General features: G+C 68.5%; 23 protein-coding genes. 14 read left to right on the top strand and 9 right to left on the bottom strand.

The window, feature by feature from the left end:
• Positions 1–82: 82 nt before the first annotated feature.
• Entirely contained in the window at positions 83–667 is a 585-nt protein-coding gene (locus ACFQ4G_RS09830; protein ID WP_238202230.1) for a histidine phosphatase family protein, read from the bottom strand.
• 180 nt (positions 668–847) lie between these two features.
• Here ACFQ4G_RS09830 and ACFQ4G_RS09825 point away from each other — a divergent pair, with 180 nt between their 5' ends.
• Positions 848–1,867 (top strand): polyphosphate kinase 2 family protein, encoded by a 1,020-nt coding sequence (locus tag ACFQ4G_RS09825; RefSeq protein ID WP_238202228.1) that lies wholly within the window; start codon positions 848–850, stop codon positions 1,865–1,867.
• 124 nt (positions 1,868–1,991) lie between these two features.
• The gene (locus ACFQ4G_RS09820; RefSeq protein WP_238202226.1) at positions 1,992–3,146 is read left to right on the top strand and encodes an AAA family ATPase; all 1,155 of its coding nucleotides are present in this window, start codon (positions 1,992–1,994) and stop codon (positions 3,144–3,146) included.
• A 9-nt stretch (positions 3,147–3,155) separates the two neighbouring features.
• Here the strand turns inward: ACFQ4G_RS09820 and ACFQ4G_RS09815 are convergent, their stop codons facing one another.
• The 4 genes from ACFQ4G_RS09815 to ACFQ4G_RS09800 all read right to left on the bottom strand — a co-directional run bounded on the left by ACFQ4G_RS09815 (position 3,156) and on the right by ACFQ4G_RS09800 (position 6,802).
• Entirely contained in the window at positions 3,156–4,196 is a 1,041-nt protein-coding gene (locus ACFQ4G_RS09815) for a hypothetical protein (protein WP_238202224.1), read from the bottom strand.
• Between the two features lie 86 nt (positions 4,197–4,282).
• Positions 4,283–5,128, bottom strand: coding sequence for an enoyl-ACP reductase FabI (gene fabI / locus ACFQ4G_RS09810; RefSeq protein WP_238202216.1), 846 nt, complete (start codon positions 5,126–5,128; stop codon positions 4,283–4,285).
• Positions 5,129–5,242: 114 nt separating this feature from the next.
• Positions 5,243–6,166: a DnaJ C-terminal domain-containing protein gene (locus tag ACFQ4G_RS09805; protein ID WP_238202539.1), complete on the bottom strand. Its 924-nt coding sequence runs from the start codon at positions 6,164–6,166 to the stop codon at positions 5,243–5,245.
• A 180-nt stretch (positions 6,167–6,346) separates the two neighbouring features.
• Positions 6,347–6,802, bottom strand: coding sequence for an RT0821/Lpp0805 family surface protein (locus tag ACFQ4G_RS09800; protein ID WP_379040133.1), 456 nt, complete (start codon positions 6,800–6,802; stop codon positions 6,347–6,349).
• 285 nt (positions 6,803–7,087) lie between these two features.
• On the opposite strand from ACFQ4G_RS09800, the gene pdxH reads away from it, so the two are divergent.
• Complete coding sequence (gene pdxH, locus ACFQ4G_RS09795) at positions 7,088–7,630, top strand: pyridoxamine 5'-phosphate oxidase (protein ID WP_238202536.1); 543 nt, start codon at positions 7,088–7,090, stop codon at positions 7,628–7,630.
• Here pdxH and ACFQ4G_RS09790 read toward each other — a convergent pair.
• From ACFQ4G_RS09790 to ACFQ4G_RS09780, 3 genes are read right to left on the bottom strand one after another with little or no spacing between them, the layout of a single operon-like run.
• Positions 7,621–7,806, bottom strand: a complete 186-nt coding sequence (locus tag ACFQ4G_RS09790) for a hypothetical protein (protein WP_238202212.1) — start codon at positions 7,804–7,806, stop codon at positions 7,621–7,623. The genes pdxH and ACFQ4G_RS09790 overlap by 10 nt on opposite strands.
• Before the next feature lie 5 nt (positions 7,807–7,811).
• The gene (locus ACFQ4G_RS09785) at positions 7,812–8,555 is read right to left on the bottom strand and encodes an SDR family NAD(P)-dependent oxidoreductase (protein ID WP_238202210.1); all 744 of its coding nucleotides are present in this window, start codon (positions 8,553–8,555) and stop codon (positions 7,812–7,814) included.
• A 35-nt stretch (positions 8,556–8,590) separates the two neighbouring features.
• A complete protein-coding gene (locus ACFQ4G_RS09780) occupies positions 8,591–8,980 on the bottom strand; it encodes a DoxX family protein (RefSeq protein WP_238202203.1) in 390 nt (129 codons plus the stop codon).
• 154 nt (positions 8,981–9,134) lie between these two features.
• On the opposite strand from ACFQ4G_RS09780, the gene ACFQ4G_RS09775 reads away from it, so the two are divergent.
• From ACFQ4G_RS09775 to ACFQ4G_RS09750, 6 genes are all read left to right on the top strand, one after another.
• On the top strand, positions 9,135–9,521 hold the full coding sequence (locus tag ACFQ4G_RS09775; protein WP_238202200.1) for a winged helix-turn-helix transcriptional regulator: 387 nt from the start codon (positions 9,135–9,137) through the stop codon (positions 9,519–9,521).
• A 327-nt stretch (positions 9,522–9,848) separates the two neighbouring features.
• Positions 9,849–10,571 carry an SDR family NAD(P)-dependent oxidoreductase gene (locus tag ACFQ4G_RS09770; protein WP_238202534.1) on the top strand — a complete coding sequence of 241 codons (723 nt, stop codon included), beginning with the start codon at positions 9,849–9,851 and terminating at the stop codon, positions 10,569–10,571.
• On the top strand, positions 10,564–11,790 hold the full coding sequence (locus ACFQ4G_RS09765) for a hypothetical protein (RefSeq protein ID WP_238202198.1): 1,227 nt from the start codon (positions 10,564–10,566) through the stop codon (positions 11,788–11,790). The genes ACFQ4G_RS09770 and ACFQ4G_RS09765 overlap by 8 nt, the downstream gene beginning before the upstream one ends.
• Before the next feature lie 13 nt (positions 11,791–11,803).
• The gene (locus ACFQ4G_RS09760; RefSeq protein ID WP_238202196.1) at positions 11,804–12,286 is read left to right on the top strand and encodes an NUDIX hydrolase; all 483 of its coding nucleotides are present in this window, start codon (positions 11,804–11,806) and stop codon (positions 12,284–12,286) included.
• A gap of 68 nt (positions 12,287–12,354) precedes the next feature.
• A complete protein-coding gene (locus tag ACFQ4G_RS09755; RefSeq protein WP_238202532.1) occupies positions 12,355–12,789 on the top strand; it encodes a TIGR02301 family protein in 435 nt (144 codons plus the stop codon).
• A gap of 167 nt (positions 12,790–12,956) precedes the next feature.
• Positions 12,957–13,211 carry a hypothetical protein gene (locus ACFQ4G_RS09750; protein WP_019903771.1) on the top strand — a complete coding sequence of 85 codons (255 nt, stop codon included), beginning with the start codon at positions 12,957–12,959 and terminating at the stop codon, positions 13,209–13,211.
• Positions 13,212–13,325: 114 nt separating this feature from the next.
• Here ACFQ4G_RS09750 and ACFQ4G_RS09745 read toward each other — a convergent pair whose 3' ends face one another.
• Positions 13,326–14,660 (bottom strand): dihydroorotase, encoded by a 1,335-nt coding sequence (locus ACFQ4G_RS09745; RefSeq protein ID WP_238202194.1) that lies wholly within the window; start codon positions 14,658–14,660, stop codon positions 13,326–13,328.
• 88 nt (positions 14,661–14,748) lie between these two features.
• On the opposite strand from ACFQ4G_RS09745, the gene ygfZ reads away from it, so the two are divergent.
• The 5 genes from ygfZ (at position 14,749) to ACFQ4G_RS09720 (ending at position 17,821) form a co-directional block, all read left to right on the top strand.
• On the top strand, positions 14,749–15,600 hold the full coding sequence (gene ygfZ, locus ACFQ4G_RS09740; protein ID WP_238202193.1) for a CAF17-like 4Fe-4S cluster assembly/insertion protein YgfZ: 852 nt from the start codon (positions 14,749–14,751) through the stop codon (positions 15,598–15,600).
• 45 nt (positions 15,601–15,645) lie between these two features.
• Positions 15,646–16,266, top strand: coding sequence for a DNA-3-methyladenine glycosylase I (locus tag ACFQ4G_RS09735; protein ID WP_238202191.1), 621 nt, complete (start codon positions 15,646–15,648; stop codon positions 16,264–16,266).
• 29 nt (positions 16,267–16,295) lie between these two features.
• Positions 16,296–16,910, top strand: coding sequence for an HD family hydrolase (locus ACFQ4G_RS09730; RefSeq protein WP_238202531.1), 615 nt, complete (start codon positions 16,296–16,298; stop codon positions 16,908–16,910).
• On the top strand, positions 16,861–17,373 hold the full coding sequence (locus ACFQ4G_RS09725) for a tyrosine phosphatase family protein (RefSeq protein ID WP_238202189.1): 513 nt from the start codon (positions 16,861–16,863) through the stop codon (positions 17,371–17,373). The genes ACFQ4G_RS09730 and ACFQ4G_RS09725 overlap by 50 nt, the downstream gene beginning before the upstream one ends.
• Before the next feature lie 163 nt (positions 17,374–17,536).
• Positions 17,537–17,821, top strand: coding sequence for an exodeoxyribonuclease VII small subunit (locus ACFQ4G_RS09720; RefSeq protein WP_238202187.1), 285 nt, complete (start codon positions 17,537–17,539; stop codon positions 17,819–17,821).
• Positions 17,822–18,018 lie beyond the last annotated feature (197 nt).

Below are 18,018 nucleotides of genomic sequence, written 5' to 3'. Positions count from 1 at the left end.
AATCGCGGCGCCCCTGATGTGGTCGCGCCGTCTAGCACGTTTGCCGAGCCGCCTAGAACCGCTCTTCGCGGAGAAAGGTGTTCTACGCCCAGCGCCAGCGGGACCGGTCGAGGACGAGCACGCTGCCCTGACGGATGCCCATCCGCGGCGCCTCGCGGATGCTGGCATAGCCGAGAATCACCAGGATCGCGCGGGCGACCCCGCCATGGGCGACGATCACCGCCGGCCGGCCCATCTCCGCCACCGCCGGTCTCACCCGGTCCACCAGCATGGCATAGCTCTCGGAACGCTCGCCGGGCGGACGGTAACCCCAGCGGTCCCGGTCCCGCGCGAGGGCGCTGCCGCCGTCGCGCCGGCGGATCTCGGCCCAGGTCGACCCTTCCCAGGTACCGAAATTGATCTCCTGCAGGCGATCGTCGACGCGGTAGGCCGCCGGCGCGAGATCGAGGCGGGCACGCATCGCTTCCATGGTCTGCCGGGTGCGCAAGAGCGGGCTCGCCACGAACTCGGCCTCGTGGAGATCGGTCCCCGCCGCGGCGCTCAGCCGTTCGGCCACGCTCTCGGCCTGGCCGAGGCCGGTGGCGTTGAGGGGCACGTCCCGCTGTCCCTGCAGTCGGCCGGTGGCGTTCCAGTCGGTCTGGCCGTGTCGGATGAAGTAGAGCGTCATGCGGCAGGAACGCTCATGCGAACCGCCCCGCTTCCCGCCGAGCGAGACCGGAACGGCCAAGGCTGCGGATCGTTGTCGCCCTCAAGGTAGCTCCCCGCACCACGGGCGCCGACCGGATTCCGGTTGACCCGCGCCAATACCGCCGTGACGTTGGTATATCGTATGAGGTCAAGTCTGATCATGTCGAAAAAGCATGGCAAGCGGCATTCGGGCCAAGTTGTCAGGGGCGGTGTCGCCGGACGGGGTTCCGCCGGGCGCAGGTCGGACGGGGGCAAGTCGGATGCCACGCGTTCGGAATCGGACCGGCCGCCTTCCTCCGCCGCCTGGGCGAGATCGGCGGTTCGCCATGCCGCGCGTTCCGGGCCCGTCGACAGCGCATCCCTCGCCTCCTGCGCCGCCGAGGGCATCGTCACGGTGGGGCCGGGGATGTCCCTCGACCTCTCCGCCATCGATGCGGATTCCGATGGCGGTCTCGACAAGGAGGCGTCCAAACAGGCCCTTCTCGTCGAGCACGGCCGCATCCAGGACCTGCAGGAGCGGCTCTATGCCGAGCATCGGCGCGGCCTCCTCGTCGTGCTCCAGGCCATCGATACCGGCGGCAAGGACGGGACCATCCGCTCGGTCTTCGAGGGGGTGAACCCGCAGGGCTGCCGGGTCTGGTCGTTCAAGGTGCCGAGCGCCGAGGAGCGCGACCATGACTTCCTCTGGCGCTACCACGCCAAGGTGCCCGGGCGCGGCATGATCGGGGTGTTCAACCGCAGCCATTACGAGGACGTGCTCGTGGTGCGGGTGAAATCCCTTGAGCCGGAGGGCGTGTGGCGGCCGCGCTACGACCTGATCAACGATTTCGAGCGGATGCTGACCCTGTCCGGCGTCACCGTGCTCAAGTTCTTCCTGCACATCTCGAAGGACGAGCAGAAGGAACGCCTCGAGGCGCGCATCGCCGATCCGCAGAAGCACTGGAAGTTCGATCCGGCCGATCTCGTCGAGCGCGAATCCTGGGACGCCTACCAGGAGGCCTTCACCGACGCCCTGAGCCGCTGCTCGACCCCGCACGCCCCGTGGCACGTGGTGCCGGCCAACCGCAAATGGTACCGCAACCTCCTCGTCGCCCGGACCATCGCCAACACCCTGGAGGCGATGGACCCGCGCTATCCGGATGCGCAGCCGGGGATCGCGGAGCTGACGGTTCCGGATTGAGGGCGAGGGGACCGATGTCGATGCGCGGCCTCTGCCGGTTCGGCAGGCCGTCATCGTCGTCGGCGCTTGATCGCCGCCGCCGCATGCGCTTCGACTGGCCCGCACTCTCGCGGAGACCGACCGCATGCTCACTGTCCGCAACGTCTCCGCCACCGGCTATCGTTCACTCAGACAGATCGGCTTCCCGGTGGATGTCCTGTCCGTGTTCATCGGTGCCAACGGCGTAGGCAAGACCAACCTCTATCGCTCGCTCGAATGCCTGCAATCGGCCGCTGCCGGCACTCTGGTGCGCGATCTCGCGGCGGAAGGCGGCATGGATTCGATCACCTGGGCCGGGCGCCGCAGCGGCAAGGGCCCGGTCCGGGTGGGATGGTCCGTCGAACTCGGCGACGACGCGACGGCCGTCGCCTACGGATACGAGATCGAGGTCGGACTGGTGCCCCGGTCGGAGGACGGTCCCAGCGGGGCCGCCTTCCTGCTCGAACCGCAGATCAAGCGGGAGCGGCTCACCGTCCAGTCGGGCCGGCGGCCGGCGATCATGCTGGAGCGCGACGGGCCCGCCGGCTTCGTGCGCGGCGATGACGGCGCCAAGCGATCCCTCGGCACGCGCCTCCTCGCCACCGAAACCGCCCTCGCCGCACTCCAGGACGCGGTGGCGTTTCCGGAACTGCACCTCGTCCGGCGCGCCCTGCTCGACTGGCGCTTCCACCACGATTTCCGCACAGACTCGGCCTCGGCGCTCCGCCGCCCCTGCCTCGCGGTCACCACGCCGACCCTGTCCTCGGACGGATCGGACCTCGCCGCCGTGTTCGCCACCCTGAAGCACATCCGCCAGGATACGCTCGATCTCGACGAGGCGGTGGCCGACGCCTTTCCCGGCGCGCGCCTCGTGATCCCGTCGCCGGGCCGCGAGGCGAGCTTCGGGATGGTCTTCCCCGACTATCCGAAGCGGGTCTTCGAAGCCGCCGAACTCTCCGATGGAACGCTCCGCTACCTCGCCCTCGCCGGCGCCCTGCTCGCCTACCGGCTCCCGCCGTTCATCGCCCTCAACGAGCCCGAGACCAGCCTGCACCCGGACCTGCTCGATCCCCTGGCGCGGATGATCGTGACCGCGTCGCGGCGCACGCAAGTCTGGCTGGTGACCCATTCGGAGCGGCTGGCGCAAGCGATCGCCGAGCAGGGCGGCGTAGCGCCTCGCCGGGTGATCAAACGGGACGGCGCCACCTGGATCGACGGGTTGAGGCTGTCGGGCGAGTTCGCCGGGGACGAGGAGGACTGAGCGCAGCGCTCACGGGCGGTGCGCATGCCCCGGCCGCCAGCGCCTCAGCGGCTCCGGCAGCGCCCGGCTCATCGCACCGCCGATCCGTCCAGCGTTGCGCTGGTAGAGGATGCCGAGCCCGATCAGGCCGAGGCCGATGAGCGACAGGGCGAAGGGGAACAGCAGGGAATCCGCGAAGACCCGGCTCGCCAGGTCGCCGAGATAGAGCGCCACGCCGATGGCGCCGAACACCGCGTAGATCCGCCGCGACAGGAAGATGGCGAGGCCGATCAGGGCGACGTTGATGGCGGCGTAGAGCGCCTTGGCCGCCTCGCCGTCGGCATAGTGCCAGGTCAGCGCGCCCCAGAAGGTGAGGATGCCGGAAAGATGGAGCCAGAACGCGTAATCCGCCCGTCGCTGGCGCAGGTCCACCGTCCAGGCGAATCCGATGAGGCCGAGGCCGAACCAGAGCGAGATCGTCCGGCGGGTCTCCCAATCGAGGTCCGGACCCGCGACCCAGGCGCCGATATCCATGGACAGAAACCAGAGCGAGATCGCCGCGATCAGGGTGATGAAGCCGAAGCGGGTGACGCGCAGGGCGACCGCCGAGGCCGCCAGCGTCGCCACCTCCATCGGCACCCATCCGCCCTTGATCCAGGCGAACACCTCGCGATAGGCGCCCGGCCGGCCCTGCTCTCCCCAGCCCCAGCTCTCCTGCAGGCCGTAGACGGCGAGCGGCGTCATGGCGACGGCGCAGGCGACGAGGAGGCCGCCGGGGACCGGCAGGTCGCGGACGTTGCGCAGATGCCGCCCGGCGGCGGCGAAACCGGCGCCGTAGATCAGCGCGGTGGCCGTCAGCGCCGGTCCGCCCATCAGCCCGAAGGCGAGGGTCGAGAACAGGCCCATCGCGCCCATCACCACGAGGGCGCCGGCATACCAGAGCACATGGGTGAGATCGAAGGAGACGGCCCGCCCCGGATTCGCGCCGTAGAAGGCGGCGAGCGCCCGCGCCTGTTCGGCGGTGATGAGGCCGGCGACGGCGGCGTCATCGAAGGCGGGCCTGGATTTCATCGGGGCGTCACCTCGGAGCGCGGATCGACACCCCGCCTACCCTGGGGAGGGCCGCCTGCGCGGCGCGCCCCCGCACGCGGCCCGCTTCACTCCCGGCTGTCGAGCCTCAGATCGGGAGCCTCGGGGTTCTTCATGCCGACCACGTGGTAGCCGGCATCCACATGGAGGATTTCGCCGGTCATGCCGCGCGACATGTCGGAGATGAGGTAGGAGGCGGTCTCGCCGACCTCCTCGATGGTCACGGTCCGGCGCAGGGGCGCGTTGTACTCGTTCCATTTGAGAATGTAGCGGAAATCGCCGATGCCGGAGGCGGCGAGCGTCTTGATCGGTCCGGCCGAGATCGCGTTGACGCGGATCTTCGAGGGTCCGAGATCGGCGGCGAGGTAGCGCACCGAGGCTTCGAGCGCGGCCTTGGCGACGCCCATGACGTTGTAATGCGGCATCCACTTCTCGGCGCCGTAATAGGTGAGCGTGAGGAGCGAGCCGCCATTGGGCATCAACTTCTCCGCCCGCTGGGCCACCGCGGTGAACGAGTAGCACGAGATCATCAGCGACTTGGTGAAGTTCGCCTCCGAGGTCTCCACGTAGCGGCCGGTCAGCTCGTCCTTGTCGGAGAAGGCGATGCAATGGACGACGAAGTCGATCCCCTGCGGGAAGACGCGGCCGGCTTCCGCGAAGACGGCGTCGATGGAGGCGCCGTCGGTGACGTCGCAATGCCCGACCACATGGGCGTCGAGCTCGCGCGCCAGGGGCTCGACCCGCTTCTTCAGGGCATCGCCCTGGTAGCTGAAGGCGAGCTTGGCGCCGTGCGCATGGGCGCTCTTGGCGATGCCCCAGGCGATGGACCGGTTGTTGGCGACACCGAGCACCAGACCGCATTTCCCGGCGAGCAAGCCGCCGACGTGATCGTGTACCGGGTTCGTATCCGCCATGGGTCACCTGAGCGAGAGGCCGTCGCGCGCCGGAGCGGACCCGTCCGGACCTGGGGGGAAGCGCTCGCGCCGAGGCATCCTTAGCGGAGGTGTGCCGGGGACGGAAGTCCGCGCCTACGCCTGTCCAGAGCCGGCGCGCGCCGCCCGGCGGTCCCTGGCATAGGCGACGAGGGTCTCGTCCTCGCTGGCGGGCAGCGCGATCGCGGTGGTGGCGAACAGGTCGCCGCGGGTTCCGTCCTTCTTCGGCAGGCCCTTGCCCTTGAGGCGGAAGGTCCGCCCCGAACTCGTCATGGCGGGAACCCGCATCTCCACCGCTCCGGTCAGCGTCGGCACCCGGATCGGGCCGCCGAGGATCGCATCCTCCAGCGGCAGGTCGACGGAGGTGCGCAGGTCCGCCCCGTCCATGGAGAAGCGCGGATGCGGCAGGATGCGGATGGTCAGGAGGGCGTCGCCCGGCGAGGAGCGCGGGCCGCCGGCCGCGCCGAGCCCGCGCAGGCGGATGGTCTGCCCGTCCACGACGCCCTTGGGCACCACCACGTCCACGTCGCGGGAACCCAGCGAGATGCGCAGCTTCTCCTCGCTCGCCACCTGTTCCAGGGTCACGGAGAGCTCGGCGGCGAGGTCCTCGCCCTTCATCGGTCCCCTGCCGGCCCCGCCGCGGATCGTGTCGCCGAACAGGTGCGAGAAGATGTCGTCGCCGATGCCGCCGCCGCCGGCTCGGCCGCGCGCCGCGCCCTCGAAGTCGAAGCCCGAGGCGCGGGCGCCGCCGGGCCCGCCGCCGAAGCCGCCGAACCCTTCGAATCCGGTGGCGCGGGGCTTGCCGTCGGCATCGATCTCGCCGCGGTCGAACTGGGCGCGCTTCGTCGCGTCGCCGAGGATCTCGTAGGCGCTGTTGGCCTCCGAGAACCGGTCCTTGGCCTTGGCGTCGTTCTTGTTGGTGTCGGGGTGGTAGGCCTTGGCGAGCTTGCGGTAGGCCTTCTTGATGTCGGCCTCGCTGGCGCCCTTGGCCACACCCAGCACGTCGTAGGGATTGCGCATCGTCTGATATGTCTCGGTGCCGCACGGGGCCGGGCTCATGCCCGTTCCCTGTCGATGTCACCCGCTATGTGGAATGGCTGTTGCTTCTTTGCAACGGTCGTCCGGCAGGATTCGACGGTTCGATCGACGCGTCAACCCGCAGGTCCGTCGGACGATCCCGTGCGGCGGAGGATCGCGGCCTCAGGCCTTCGATTTCGCCATGCGGACGCGGGTCAGCTCCCACTCGCCGCCGGAGGGCTTGCAGCCGGTGCCGCGGACGAAGCGGCTGCGCGCGGGCGCGATCACCGAGGCGAGGAAGTCCCGGCAGATCAGGTCGTTGGCCACGTAGGGGAGGCCCGTCGGGTTGACGGAGCCGCGCAGGGAGGAATCCGGGTTGTCCCATTTCACCGGGCGGCCGTTGCCCTGCGGATCGAGCGCCACCGACAGGGCCGCATGCGCCCGGCGCCAATCCTCGTCGGACATCTCCCCGCCGAAGCTCTTCGGGCGCTTGTCGATGCTGCCCGTGACCAGGGGCTCCGGCACCGTCACCGCCGGCTCCGCCTTGGTCTCGCTCTGGAACGTGATGATCGGGATGCCGCAGCCGGTGAGCGACAGCGCCACCAGCACGCTACCGAGACCCGGCAGCGCGCCGCCCATAAGGCGGGCGGTCACGGGTGCGACGACGTCGCGGGAGGAGACGGGTGGGGCTTTACTCTCGCTCCGACGCATTACACCTGTTCTCACGACGTGACTCGAACGACGACAAATCGTGTCCCACGTCGGTGCCCCCGACCCGGATCTCACCAGCAGGATTACGCCTTGGATCGGTTAAGGATCTCTGAGCCGGCCGCCGCCGGCACTGTCCCACCCCCCGCCGGCCCGATCGGGCCCGGCGGAGACTTCACCCTCTGCACCGATCCCTGGGCGCTGTTCGCCGCCTGGATGGGCGAGGCCGAACGCTCGGAGCCCGAGGATCCCAACGCCATGGCGCTGGCCACGGCGGGCTCGGACGGCCTGCCGGACGTGCGCATGGTCCTGCTCAAGGGCGTCGATGAGGGCGGCTTCGTCTTCTATACCAACGTCGAGTCCGCCAAGGGCGAGGAACTGGCGCAGAACCCGCAGGCCGCCCTGGTCCTGCACTGGAAGAGCCTGCGCCGGCAGGTCCGCGCCCGCGGCCCCGTGAGCCCCGTGACCGCCGACGAGGCCGACGCCTATTTCGCGAGCCGCCGCCGGGAAAGCCGGATCGGCGCCCATGCCAGCCGCCAGTCGCGGCCGCTGGCCGACCGCGCCACCCTGGAAGCGGAAGTCGCCACCCTCGCTGCCCGCTACGAGGACCAGCCGGTGCCGCGCCCCGAGAACTGGACGGGATTCCGCATCGCGCCGGTCTCGATCGAGTTCTGGCAGGACGGACCCTTCCGCCTCCACGACCGCGTCCGCTTCACCAGGGCCGGCGGCGGCTGGAGCGGGGCGAGGCTCTATCCGTGACTGGAGGTGTCGTACCCAGCCACGCGAAGCCATGCATCCGCGCCGAGCCGGACCGCGACCAGCACGAGAGCCAGATGGGCCGGTACGGTCCCGAGGCCGCGCACCGGCCCGGAGGCGCGATACATGCCGACGGCGAAGACCGCCGCGAACGGAGGGGTGATGGGGAGCGCGGTCATGGCTTTCAGCGCGCGCTGTCGATGATCATCCCGCCGTCCGGCGTGAGGGAATAGCCCGTCAGGAACTGCGCATCCTTGCTCGCGAGGAACAGGACCACGGGGGCGATGTCCTCCTCCGGAGAGCCGTAGCGTCCGAGGGGATTGGTCGGCGCCGGCACGTCGGCGTCGGCGCCCCAGGTCTCGGCGACGGGCAGGACGTTGTTCACGGTGATCCCGTCGGCGCCCCACTCGCGGGCGGCCGTTCGTGTCAGGGCCCGCACCGCCTCCTTGGCCATGCCGTAGGGACCCGTGCCGGCAAGGCCGGTGATGCCGGCCATCGAGCCGAAATTGATGACGCGGCCCGCGCCGCTCGCCTTGAGATAGGGGTGGCAGGCCTGCATGGTCCGCAGATACGCGACCGGGCCCATCTCGAAATTGCGCTGCAACTGGTCGACCGAGAGGTCGAGGATCGAGGAATACACCGAGGAGGGGTCGAAGGCGTTGTTCACGAGGATGTCGATCCGGCCATAGCCGGCGACCACCTTGTCCACGCCCGCCCTGATCTGCTCGGCATCGCCGATGTCACAGACGACGCCGAGCGCGGTGCCGCCGGCGGCCTCGATATCGGCGACCACGGCATCCACGTTGGCGGCGGTGCGCGAGAGAACGGCCACCTTCGCGCCTTCCGCGGCAAACAGCTTGGCGGTGGCACGGCCGATGCCGCGGCCGGCGCCGGCCACGAGGGCGACTTTCCCATCGAGTCGGTTCATGGAGATCTCCTTGGGGTTCGAGGTCGGTGAGGGCGTCAGAAGGCGGCCGCCAGCGGGGACGGCGACGGGATGGCGCGGGCGGCGTTCTGGGTGGCGAAGGACGCGGCCAGCAGCGCGAACCCGATTGCGGCCGGGAGCGCCCCGAGGGGCTTGCGGACCCCGAAATGGGCCAGACCGGACAGCACGAGGTGATAGAACAAGCCGGCATAGGCGAGGTCGCTGAGCGCAACATCCAGCCGCAGGAGGATCGCGGCCGGGCCGAGGATCTTCACGGCGGCCATGACGGGCACGAGGTAGGCAGGATAGCCAAGGTCGGCAAGCGCCTGCCGTGTCCAGGCAGCCTTCGTAAGGTAGAGCAATGCCGACGTCAGATAGAGCACGCACAGCAATGCGGTGCTGGCCCAGTAAATGTAGATTTCAGGCATGACCTGTCCATTCTTGCCGCGAGAGCGGCAAGACTTTCGATTGTCGATGAAGACGATTTGAAAACGCTCGTTTTTATTTGCGCGACCGGCGCGCGGATTTGAAATGTCAGCTAAGATGGATGCTGACAAGTAGGATGAATAAGCTGGGGCTAGTATGGAAAAGCAGAGTATGGCCGATCCGGCGATCAACATGCATGAGGAGATGCGACGCGCGTTCGCCCTGCTCTCGGGCAAGTGGAAGCTCGAGATCATGTGGCTGCTCAACCAGCGAATCTACCGCTTCGGCGAGCTGCGGAAGGCCATCCCCGGCATCACCCAGCACATGCTGACGGCGCAGTTGCGCGAATTGGAGGCCGACGGCCTAGTGGATCGCACCGTGTTTCCGGAGGTGCCTCCGCGGGTCGAGTACGCGATCACCGAGAAGGCGCGCGGGCTGGGGCCGACGATGGAGGCGCTGAGCGCATGGTGGCAGACTTACGGAAGTAGCCTGCCGCAGCGCCCGACCTCGCGCGGACGCAAGGCGAGCGGCAACGAGACCTGAATCCGCCCCATATCGACCAGCGTCGGGCCCTCGGACCGAAACGTCGAACCGCGACACGATCCCGATGTCTTTGTCCTGGATCGACGACACGTCACACGTCGCGAGCCGAGCGGCGGCGAACTCGGTCATGCGCCCTGCGATCTTATCGCGGACTTGCGCCCGGAGACCGCCGATCGCGACTTGCTGCGGCGCGGGATCGACCCTGGATTTCCCGGCCGGCGCGGCTTAGACCTGGGCACGGCACGGCGGTACCGTCTCGAGTGTCCACCGCCTCCGGACCCTGAAGGAACGGCCTTGGCCTCAACGAGCAACGAACGCCGCCGCGTCATGCTGCTGACGGGCGCCAGCCGCGGCATCGGCCATGCGACGGTCAAACGCTTCTCCGCGGCCGGGTGGCGGGTGATCACCTGCTCGCGCCACGCATTCCCCGAGAATTGTCCGTGGGAGATGGGGCCGGAGGATCACCTCCAGGTCGATCTCTCGGACCCGGAGGACACCATGCGCGGCGTCGCCGAGGTGGCCGGGCGCCTAGCCGACGAGGGCGGCCTGCTCCATGCCCTGGTCAACAATGCCGGCATCTCGCCCAAGGGCAGCAACGGCGAGCGCCTCGGCGCCATCGCCACGGAATTCGGCGACTGGCGCAAGGTGTTCCAGGTCAACGTCTTCGCGCCGCTCCTGCTGGCGCGCGGCCTGTGCGACGAACTCACCCGCGCCAAGGGCTCCATCGTCAACGTCACCTCGATCGCGGGGTCCCGCGTCCATCCCTTCGCGGGCGCCGCCTACGGCACCTCGAAGGCGGCGCTCGCCGGCCTCACCCGGGAGATGGCCAGCGATTTCGGCCCCCTCGGCGTCCGCGTCAACGCGATCTCGCCGGGCGAGATCGACACGGCGATCCTGTCGCCGGGCACCGACAAGATCGTGGCCGGCATCCCACAGCGGCGCCTCGGCACGCCGGACGAGGTCGCCAAGGCGATCTACTTCCTCTGCACCGAGGCCTCCTCCTACGTGAACGGCGCCGAACTGCACATCAACGGCGGCCAGCATGTCTGAACGGGGTGCGCTCCCGGCGCTCCTCTCGGTCCAGTTCGTCGCGGCCCAGCTCGTCGTAGTCTCGCTCCTCGCGTCCTCGCTCCTGGGCGCTCGGCCCGTCCGAGCCGAATCGGTCAAGGCCGAACCTGCCAAAACCGAACTTCTGGTGACCATCCTCGATCTGCCGTTCACGGCCCGCGCCATGCGCGGCCCCGGCAGCGAGGTGTCCCTGGCGGTGGCGACGTCCGGCCTCCTCCCCCTCGCCCGCCCCAAGGGCCTGAAGGGCGAGGTGGTGGAGGAGGTGCCCATCGCCGTCGTCTGGGGCGACGAGGGCGGTGCCGCCCTGACCCTTTCCGACGGCAAGGTCGCGACCACCCTGCTCGGAGCCGAGGCGGTGGAGGGGCTCGCCGCATCCGAGACCCCGCGCGGCGCCGTTCCCGGCTCCCGCCGGGCGACCCTCGGCCCGGTCAGCGCCCATCTGTCCGATCCCGTCCGCGCCAGGGCCGACGAGCCGGAGCGCGCCGGCACCCTCACCATCCGCGAGCGCCAGCCGGTGGGGATGAGCGCCGACCCGAAGCCCGTCCCCATCGTCACCACCGCCGTCACCGCCGGGCCCGGAGCCGCCTTCGCCCTCCGCCGTCCGGTCGCGGCCCTCGTCGACGGCCGGCCGGTCTTCGTGGCGGTGACCTCGCAGGGCGGCGGATCGGCCCTGGTCCTGGTCGGCAAGAATCTGGACAAAAACTCCGGCACGAATTCCGGCGAGACCGGCGCCGCCTGGTCCATCCTCGCCCGGAGTCCCGTCCAGGTCACGGGACCGGGCGGGCAGGCGATGAAACCCGCCGCGATCGGTGGTTTCACGGGCTCCAATGGAACACAAATCGCCACGGTATCCGCCCCGGACGGGGCTGGAATCCTGCAGTTATGGGCCCTGGAATCCGCGACTTTTCGGCTCGTCGGGGAAGCGCCGGGCTATACCGATCTGTCTCCCGGAGAGGGCGGGACCGAGCTCGCCTCCACCCTCGATGCCGATGGCGACGGCGTGCCGGAACTGGCCCTGCCGGTCTCCGACCGGAGCGCCCTGGCGATCCTCTCCCTGAAGGACGGCATCCGCGAAGTGAGGCGCATTCCCCTCCCCGGCCTTGCGGCCTTCGGCGTCGCCGCCATCGGCAAGGGCGCCCATACGCGCCTCCTCGTGGGCTTGGCCGACGGGCGTGTCGCGCTCATCTCCCCTCAACCGTAAGCCATTGTAATTCATGAGCGAATCAGCGAGCGGGGACGGCTCCGACGTCCGGCTTTATCCGGCGCGTCCCTTCGTCGGCGCCTCCATCGCGGTCGTCCGCGACGGGCGGGTCCTGCTGGCCGCGCGCGCCAACGAGCCCCTGCGCGGGGTCTGGACCCTGCCCGGCGGGCTGGTGGAGGCGGGCGAGACCCTGGCCGAGGCGGCGCTGCGCGAGCTGCAGGAGGAGGTCGGCGTTACGGCCGTCGTCATCCGCTCCCTGACCCCGACGGAGATCATCCTGCGCGCCGAGGGCGGCCGCGTGCGCCATCACTACGTCGTGCATCCCCACGCCGCCCTTTGGACCGCCGGCGAGCCGGCTCCCGGCCCCGAGGCCCTGGGCGTGCGCTGGGCCCTGCCCGCGGAGCTCGCCGGCCTCGCCACCACGCCGGGATTGCAGGAGACGGTGGACGAGGCCTTCTCGCAGATCGCCGGGATTAGCGATAAACCTGCGACGTGACCGTTGTGCATGGCAGGGAACAAGGCGTGATCGTGCTGGGTGTGAAGCCGTTCCGGCCACAGATATTGATGGCGGTGCTCGCCGCCCTGGCCATCGGCCTGCCCGATATCGCCACGGCGCAGCAGCGCCCCGCACCTGCGCGATCCGCGCCGAAGGCTCCCGAGAAGGATAAGGAACCTCCCGCACCGGCCGAGCCGCCCCCCGCCCCCTACGATCGCGACCTGATGCGGCTCTCGGAGATCATCGGCTCGCTCTCCTTCCTGCGCAGCCTGTGCGCTGCCCCGGATGCCGCGGAATGGCCGACCCGGATGAAGGCGCTGATGGATGCGGAAGGGGTGACGCCGGGGCGGCGGGACCGGCTCGCCGGAGCCTATAACCGTGGTTATCGCGGCTATTCCCTCACCTACCGAGCATGCACGCCATCGGCGAACGAAGCGGCCGCTCGTTATGTCGCGGAAGGCGAACGTCTTTCTCATGCCTTGGCCAGCCGGTTCGGGGGGTGAGACGAGGGTGTTGCTCTCGGATGACATGATGGGAACGCGAACGAAATTCATCGGATTCGACGGTCCGCATTAACCGCTTCGCAATTCTTGGCTTCCCGACGCGACAGCCTCAGCCTATGTTTCTGACTTCCGCCGATCCATTCTTCGGCGCAACCGATGTTCTTGCCATGCAGATCGACACCGCTCCCGCGCCTTTCGAGGCCGATCTCGACGACAAGCGTGCCGCCCTCGGCTACGTGTCGGAAGCGTTCGCCGAAGGTTGTCTCGACGGGCTCGACGGCGATTGCATGGCGCAGGCCGCTTTGTTCGCCGCCTTCCAGGAACTGGTGATGACCTATGGCGAGGACGCCACCGCGCGCTACGCCGAGGGGTTTCCCGACCGCATTCGCGGCGGAGCGTTCACCACCGCGCCCCAGCATTGAGGCTCGATGCCGTCGCCTGACGATCATTTGACGTGAATCTGTCGCTCGAGCCGTCCGGATGTCTCCGGGCGGCTCGCTGCTTTTCAGCACTGTTTTTGTGAGCTGGAGTGGGGATCACCGTGACGGCAGGGCCTCATCGAATACCACCGCTTCGCCGCTCGACGGGCCAACGAGTTCGCCCTGCCACATCACGCGCTTGCCCCGCACCAGGGTCCCCACCGGCCAGCCGGTGACGGTGACCCCGTCATACGGCGTCCACCCGCATTTCGAGGCGATCCACTCGTTGCGGATGGTCTCGCGGTGCTTGAGATCCACCACCGTCACGTCGGCATCGTAGCCCACCGAGAGGCGCCCTTTTCGGCTGATGCCGAACAGGCGCTTCGGCCCGGCGCTCGTCAGGTCGACGAACCGAGCGAGGGACAGCCGCCCATTGGCGACGTGGTCGAGCATGATCGGCACCAGCGTCTGCACTCCGGTCATGCCGGATGGCGAATCCGGATAGGGCTTGGCCTTCTCCTCCAACAGATGCGGTGCGTGATCCGAACCGAGGATGTCGGCGACGCCCTGAGTGAGCCCATGCCAGATCCCGTCCCGATGGCCGGCATCGCGCACCGGCGGGTTCATCTGAACCAGAGTGCCGAGGCGCGCATAGGCTTCGCTGCCGTCGAGGGTGAGGTGGTGCGGCGTCACCTCGACGCTGGCGACGTCCTTGTGATCGGCGAGATAGACCATCTCCTCCGCGGTGGAGATGTGGAGAATGTGGATCCGTGCGCCGGTCTCGCGCGCGATCCCTACCAGGCGCTGCGTCGCCTTCAGCGCGGCCTCCGGCGAGCGCCAGACCGGGTGCGAGGACGGATCGCCAGGAACCCGCAGATCTTTGCGCTCTCGCAGCATTGGCTCGTCCTCGGCGTGGAAGGCGGCTCGGCGTCGGGTGCGCTTGAGGATTTCGGTGACGCCGGCATCGTCCTCGACGAGCAGTGAGCCGGTGGAGGAGCCGACGAACACCTTGATGCCGGCCGCCCCCGGCAGACGCTCGAGTTCGGCGACCTGCGTTGCATTCTCGTGAGTGCCGCCGACCCAGAAGGCGAAGTCACAATGCATGCGGTGGTGCCCGCGCGCGACCTTGTCGGCTAGGGCCTCGGCGCTGGTGGTCAGCGGGTTGGTGTTGGGCATCTCGAATACGGCGGTGACGCCGCCCATCACCGCCGCGCGGGAGCCCGATTCGAGGTCTTCCTTATGGTCAAGTCCGGGTTCGCGAAAATGGACCTGGGTATCGATGACCCCTGGCAGCAGATGCAGGCCTGTGCAATCCTGGCGCTGTCCGGAGGCTCGGGACAGGTCACCGATAGCGGCGATGCGCCCGTTCCTGATGCCGAGGTCGGCGGCGTGCTCGCCGTCGTGGTTGATGATCCTGCCGCCGGTGAGGAGGAGATCGAAGGGCTGGTCCATCGGGGTCGCTCCTGATCAGCGTTGAGACGCGGGTGGCGGCGGCTTATGTCAGCGTCTCGCGGCGCGCAACGCCGAACGAGGAGTTCTCATGCCGATCGCCCTGCTGCCGGACCGCGCCGTCATCGTCATCGCGGGCGAGGACGCGACGAACTTTCTCCAGAGCGTGGTGACCTGCAACGTCGAAACGCTGGAGCCGGGCGAAGCGCGTCTCGGTTGCCTCCTCACGCCCCAGGGCAAGATCCTGTTCGACTTTCTCATCTCGCGGGCGGATGAGGGCTTCCGCCTCGACTGCCCGGCCGAGCATGCCTCTGCCCTGGCCAAGCGCCTCACCCTCTACCGCCTGCGTGCCAAGGTGACGATCACGCTCGATCCGGCCCTGGGCGTCGCCGCCGCCTGGGACGGGGCCGAAACGGCCGCCGAGACCGAGCGCCTGAGCGACGGGCGCCTCCCGGCCCTGGGGGAGCGCCTCGTCTTCATCGAAGGCGCCTTCTCGGCCGACGTTACGGAGGCCGACTATCATGCCCATCGAATCATTCACGGCATCCCCGAGGGCGGACGTGACTTCGCCTATGGCGACGCCTTCCCGCACGAGGCGATGATGGACCAGTTGGGGGGGATCGATTTCCGCAAGGGCTGCTACGTCGGCCAGGAGGTGGTCTCGCGCATGCAGCATCGCGGCACCGCACGGACCCGCATCGTTCCCGTGGTCTCGGTCGGGGGTGAGCCCTTGGTGTCCGGCTCAGAGGTGACTGCCGGCCCGCGCGGACTCGGCACCATCGGCAGCGTCTCGGGATCGCGTGGCCTCGCCACGCTGCGGCTCGATCGGCTCGCAGATGCCGTTGCCGCTGGCGAGCCGGTGCGGGCACACAGCGTGATCCTCGGTGTCGAGAAGCCGTCCTACGCCACCTTCCCCTTTCCCGAAGTGGTGCCGGCCGGATGAGAGGGGTCGCTGGTGTTCCTGATCTGTTCCAGATAAACTTCAGTCATGTCCGATGATCCGACCGGCCTGATCCACCATCCCGACGGCTGTCCACGCTGCAGGTGGGCCGGGCTCGACCCGGTCTACGTCGCTTACCACGATACCGAATGGGGCGTGCCCGAGCGTGACGGCCGGGCCCTCTACGAAAAGCTGATCCTCGACGGGTTCCAGGCCGGCCTGTCCTGGATCACGATCCTGCGCCGCCGCGAAGGCTTTCGCCGCGCCTTCCTTGGATTCGAGCCGGAGGCAGTGGCCCGCCTCACCGACGCGGATGTCGAGTGGCTGATGCAGGACACCGGGATCATCCGAAATCGTGCCAAGATCGTCGGTGCCATCGTCGGCGCCCGCGCCTGGCTCGCCATCGAGGAGCGGGGGCCGGGCTTCTCTCGGTTCCTATGGGACTTCGTCGACGGCGCGCCGATCCAGGGCACCGCCCGGGACCGGTCCGGCATCGCCACCGAGACGGACGTCTCGCGGGTGATCTCGAAGGCGCTCAAGGCGGAGGGATTCACGTTCTGTGGCCCCATCATCGTCCACGCCTTCATGCAGGCGGTGGGAATGATCAACGATCACTTGGTGGGCTGTCACCGCCACGCGCCGTGCGCGGAACTCGGAGCGGAAGGTTGAGCCCGCCCGCTCCTCGCGCTTGGCAGCGTATGCTGTCGGGCCGCCGCCTCGATCTCCTCGATCCCTCGCCGCAGGACATCGAGATTGCCGACATCGCCCACGGCCTCGCCAGAGTCGCCCGCTGGAACGGTCAGACGGCTGGACCGCACGTCTTCTCCGTTGCCCAACACGCGCTTCTAGTCGAAGCGATCGGTGCCGATCTCGTTCCGGAGGCCAGCTGGTCGCAGCGCCTCGAGTTCCTGCTCCACGACGCACCGGAATACGTGATCGGCGACATCATCTCTCCGTTCAAGGCGGTGATCGGCCAGTCGTACAAGGCGGTGGAGCTGCGCCTGATGGCGGCGATACGCCTGCGTTTCGGCTTGCCGACTCCGTCCGACGAGGAGGCCCACTTCGTCAAGCGCGCCGACGCGATGGCGGCTTATCACGAGGCGACGCGGCTCGCCGGCTTCGAGACAGAGGAGGCCGGCACGATCTTCGGCGTGCCGGATGCCGTGGGACGTCACGCCTTGAGCTTGATTGAGCCCTGGTCCACCGCTGAGGCGCAGACCCGGTTTCTCGTCCGCTTTCACGCCCTCATCTCCGGACGCCTGCATGCCGACCATCCATGTCTGTCCCCTATCACAACTTCCCACAACGCTTGAGCGGACCCGCGCAAGTCACTTGATGACGCTCATGAAAGTGGGGACGGCGATCGGTCGCCCGGATGCCATCGCCGAGGGGCACCACTGCGTCGTCGAGGTCAGTGACATCGTCTCCCCCCTCGACGGCCACGTCCTGCCCGGGGAGGTCCATGTCCACCGGATTCTCGATTTTGCCGAGGCTTGGGACCGAGACCGGCCGCTCCTGATCCACTGCTATGCCGGGATCAGCCGTTCGACGGCTGCTGCCTTCATTGCCGCCTGCGCCTTGGCGCCCGAGCGGGGCGAAGCCGAGATCGCGCGCGTCTTGCGGGCCGCATCGCCCTCGGCGACGCCCAATGCGCTGTTCGTGGACATAGCCGATCGACTTCTCCGACGCGACGGGCGGATGACCGCTGCGATCGCAGCGATCGGCCGCGGAGCCGACGCGTTCGAAGGAGCTCCATTCATGCTCGCGCTGGCGTGAAGCTACGGGCCACGCAATGCAGGTTATAATTAAGATGGGTTCAGTGTGGCCGAAACGACGCCACCCTTGACGAAGTGCTGATGGATGGGGCAGCCCACGGTCCCTTGGGCTTGTCGGGTAGGCGCGCGCAGGCTTAGACCGGCAGAATGAGGGGTAACGTGGGATGACCGCAGCGCGATCTGCCGTGGCGGCGAAAACCGATTCAGAGGCTTCCGAGGAGAGCCTTGACCTGCCGTTCGAGAAGGCACTCGAACAGCTCGAAGAGATCGTACGACGTCTTGAGAAGGGGGATGTACCCCTCGACGAATCAGTCGCAATCTATGAGCGCGGCGAGGCTCTGAAGCGGCATTGCGAGGGCCTGCTGCGCAAGGCCGAGGCACGGATCCAGACGATCACTCTGGGGCCCGACGGGCGTGCTTCAGGTGTCGCTCCCCTTGATGTCGGCTGAGTCGTAGAGAGGTGCGATGAGGCTTGATTTTCTCAAGAATATTCATCTGCCGCAGGGATTTGCGCGCATGTCTTTATCTCCGGGCGTGAGGTTGCTTCGGTGTCACGGATAGAAACCTCGATCCTCGACGGGCTTGACGAACCGTCATCGCTTCGTCTGCTTCCCGAGAGCGCGCTTCAGGGTGTTGCGGACGCCGT

The sequence above is a fragment of the Methylobacterium marchantiae genome (assembly GCF_042679825.1).
GTDB lineage: Bacteria > Pseudomonadota > Alphaproteobacteria > Rhizobiales > Beijerinckiaceae > Methylobacterium > Methylobacterium marchantiae.
The sequence above is the reverse complement of the archived record's forward strand: the minus strand, read 5'-3'. Positions and strand labels throughout refer to the sequence as shown.

What these genes read in the sequence shown, in the direction of transcription:
- ACFQ4G_RS09790 (WP_238202212.1), bottom strand. Translation starts at nt 7,806, where the DNA reads ATGACCGCGCTCCCCATCACCCCTCCGTTCGCGGCGGTCTTCGCCGTC.
- ACFQ4G_RS09745 (WP_238202194.1), bottom strand. Translation starts at nt 14,660, where the DNA reads ATGGACCAGCCCTTCGATCTCCTCCTCACCGGCGGCAGGATCATCAAC.
- ACFQ4G_RS09780 (WP_238202203.1), bottom strand. Translation starts at nt 8,980, where the DNA reads ATGCCTGAAATCTACATTTACTGGGCCAGCACCGCATTGCTGTGCGTG.
- ACFQ4G_RS09730 (WP_238202531.1), top strand. Translation starts at nt 16,296, where the DNA reads ATGCTGTCGGGCCGCCGCCTCGATCTCCTCGATCCCTCGCCGCAGGAC.
- ygfZ (WP_238202193.1), top strand. Translation starts at nt 14,749, where the DNA reads ATGCCGATCGCCCTGCTGCCGGACCGCGCCGTCATCGTCATCGCGGGC.
- ACFQ4G_RS09825 (WP_238202228.1), top strand. Translation starts at nt 848, where the DNA reads ATGTCGAAAAAGCATGGCAAGCGGCATTCGGGCCAAGTTGTCAGGGGC.
- pdxH (WP_238202536.1), top strand. Translation starts at nt 7,088, where the DNA reads ATGGGCGAGGCCGAACGCTCGGAGCCCGAGGATCCCAACGCCATGGCG.
- fabI (WP_238202216.1), bottom strand. Translation starts at nt 5,128, where the DNA reads ATGGCGGATACGAACCCGGTACACGATCACGTCGGCGGCTTGCTCGCC.
- ACFQ4G_RS09785 (WP_238202210.1), bottom strand. Translation starts at nt 8,555, where the DNA reads ATGAACCGACTCGATGGGAAAGTCGCCCTCGTGGCCGGCGCCGGCCGC.
- ACFQ4G_RS09720 (WP_238202187.1), top strand. Translation starts at nt 17,537, where the DNA reads ATGACCGCAGCGCGATCTGCCGTGGCGGCGAAAACCGATTCAGAGGCT.
- ACFQ4G_RS09735 (WP_238202191.1), top strand. Translation starts at nt 15,646, where the DNA reads ATGTCCGATGATCCGACCGGCCTGATCCACCATCCCGACGGCTGTCCA.
- ACFQ4G_RS09800 (WP_379040133.1), bottom strand. Translation starts at nt 6,802, where the DNA reads ATGGGCGGCGCGCTGCCGGGTCTCGGTAGCGTGCTGGTGGCGCTGTCG.
- ACFQ4G_RS09820 (WP_238202226.1), top strand. Translation starts at nt 1,992, where the DNA reads ATGCTCACTGTCCGCAACGTCTCCGCCACCGGCTATCGTTCACTCAGA.
- ACFQ4G_RS09830 (WP_238202230.1), bottom strand. Translation starts at nt 667, where the DNA reads ATGACGCTCTACTTCATCCGACACGGCCAGACCGACTGGAACGCCACC.
- ACFQ4G_RS09770 (WP_238202534.1), top strand. Translation starts at nt 9,849, where the DNA reads ATGCTGCTGACGGGCGCCAGCCGCGGCATCGGCCATGCGACGGTCAAA.
- ACFQ4G_RS09805 (WP_238202539.1), bottom strand. Translation starts at nt 6,166, where the DNA reads ATGCGCAATCCCTACGACGTGCTGGGTGTGGCCAAGGGCGCCAGCGAG.
- ACFQ4G_RS09750 (WP_019903771.1), top strand. Translation starts at nt 12,957, where the DNA reads ATGCAGATCGACACCGCTCCCGCGCCTTTCGAGGCCGATCTCGACGAC.
- ACFQ4G_RS09815 (WP_238202224.1), bottom strand. Translation starts at nt 4,196, where the DNA reads ATGAAATCCAGGCCCGCCTTCGATGACGCCGCCGTCGCCGGCCTCATC.
- ACFQ4G_RS09725 (WP_238202189.1), top strand. Translation starts at nt 16,861, where the DNA reads ATGCCGACCATCCATGTCTGTCCCCTATCACAACTTCCCACAACGCTT.
- ACFQ4G_RS09755 (WP_238202532.1), top strand. Translation starts at nt 12,355, where the DNA reads ATGGCGGTGCTCGCCGCCCTGGCCATCGGCCTGCCCGATATCGCCACG.
- ACFQ4G_RS09775 (WP_238202200.1), top strand. Translation starts at nt 9,135, where the DNA reads ATGGAAAAGCAGAGTATGGCCGATCCGGCGATCAACATGCATGAGGAG.
- ACFQ4G_RS09760 (WP_238202196.1), top strand. Translation starts at nt 11,804, where the DNA reads ATGAGCGAATCAGCGAGCGGGGACGGCTCCGACGTCCGGCTTTATCCG.
- ACFQ4G_RS09765 (WP_238202198.1), top strand. Translation starts at nt 10,564, where the DNA reads ATGTCTGAACGGGGTGCGCTCCCGGCGCTCCTCTCGGTCCAGTTCGTC.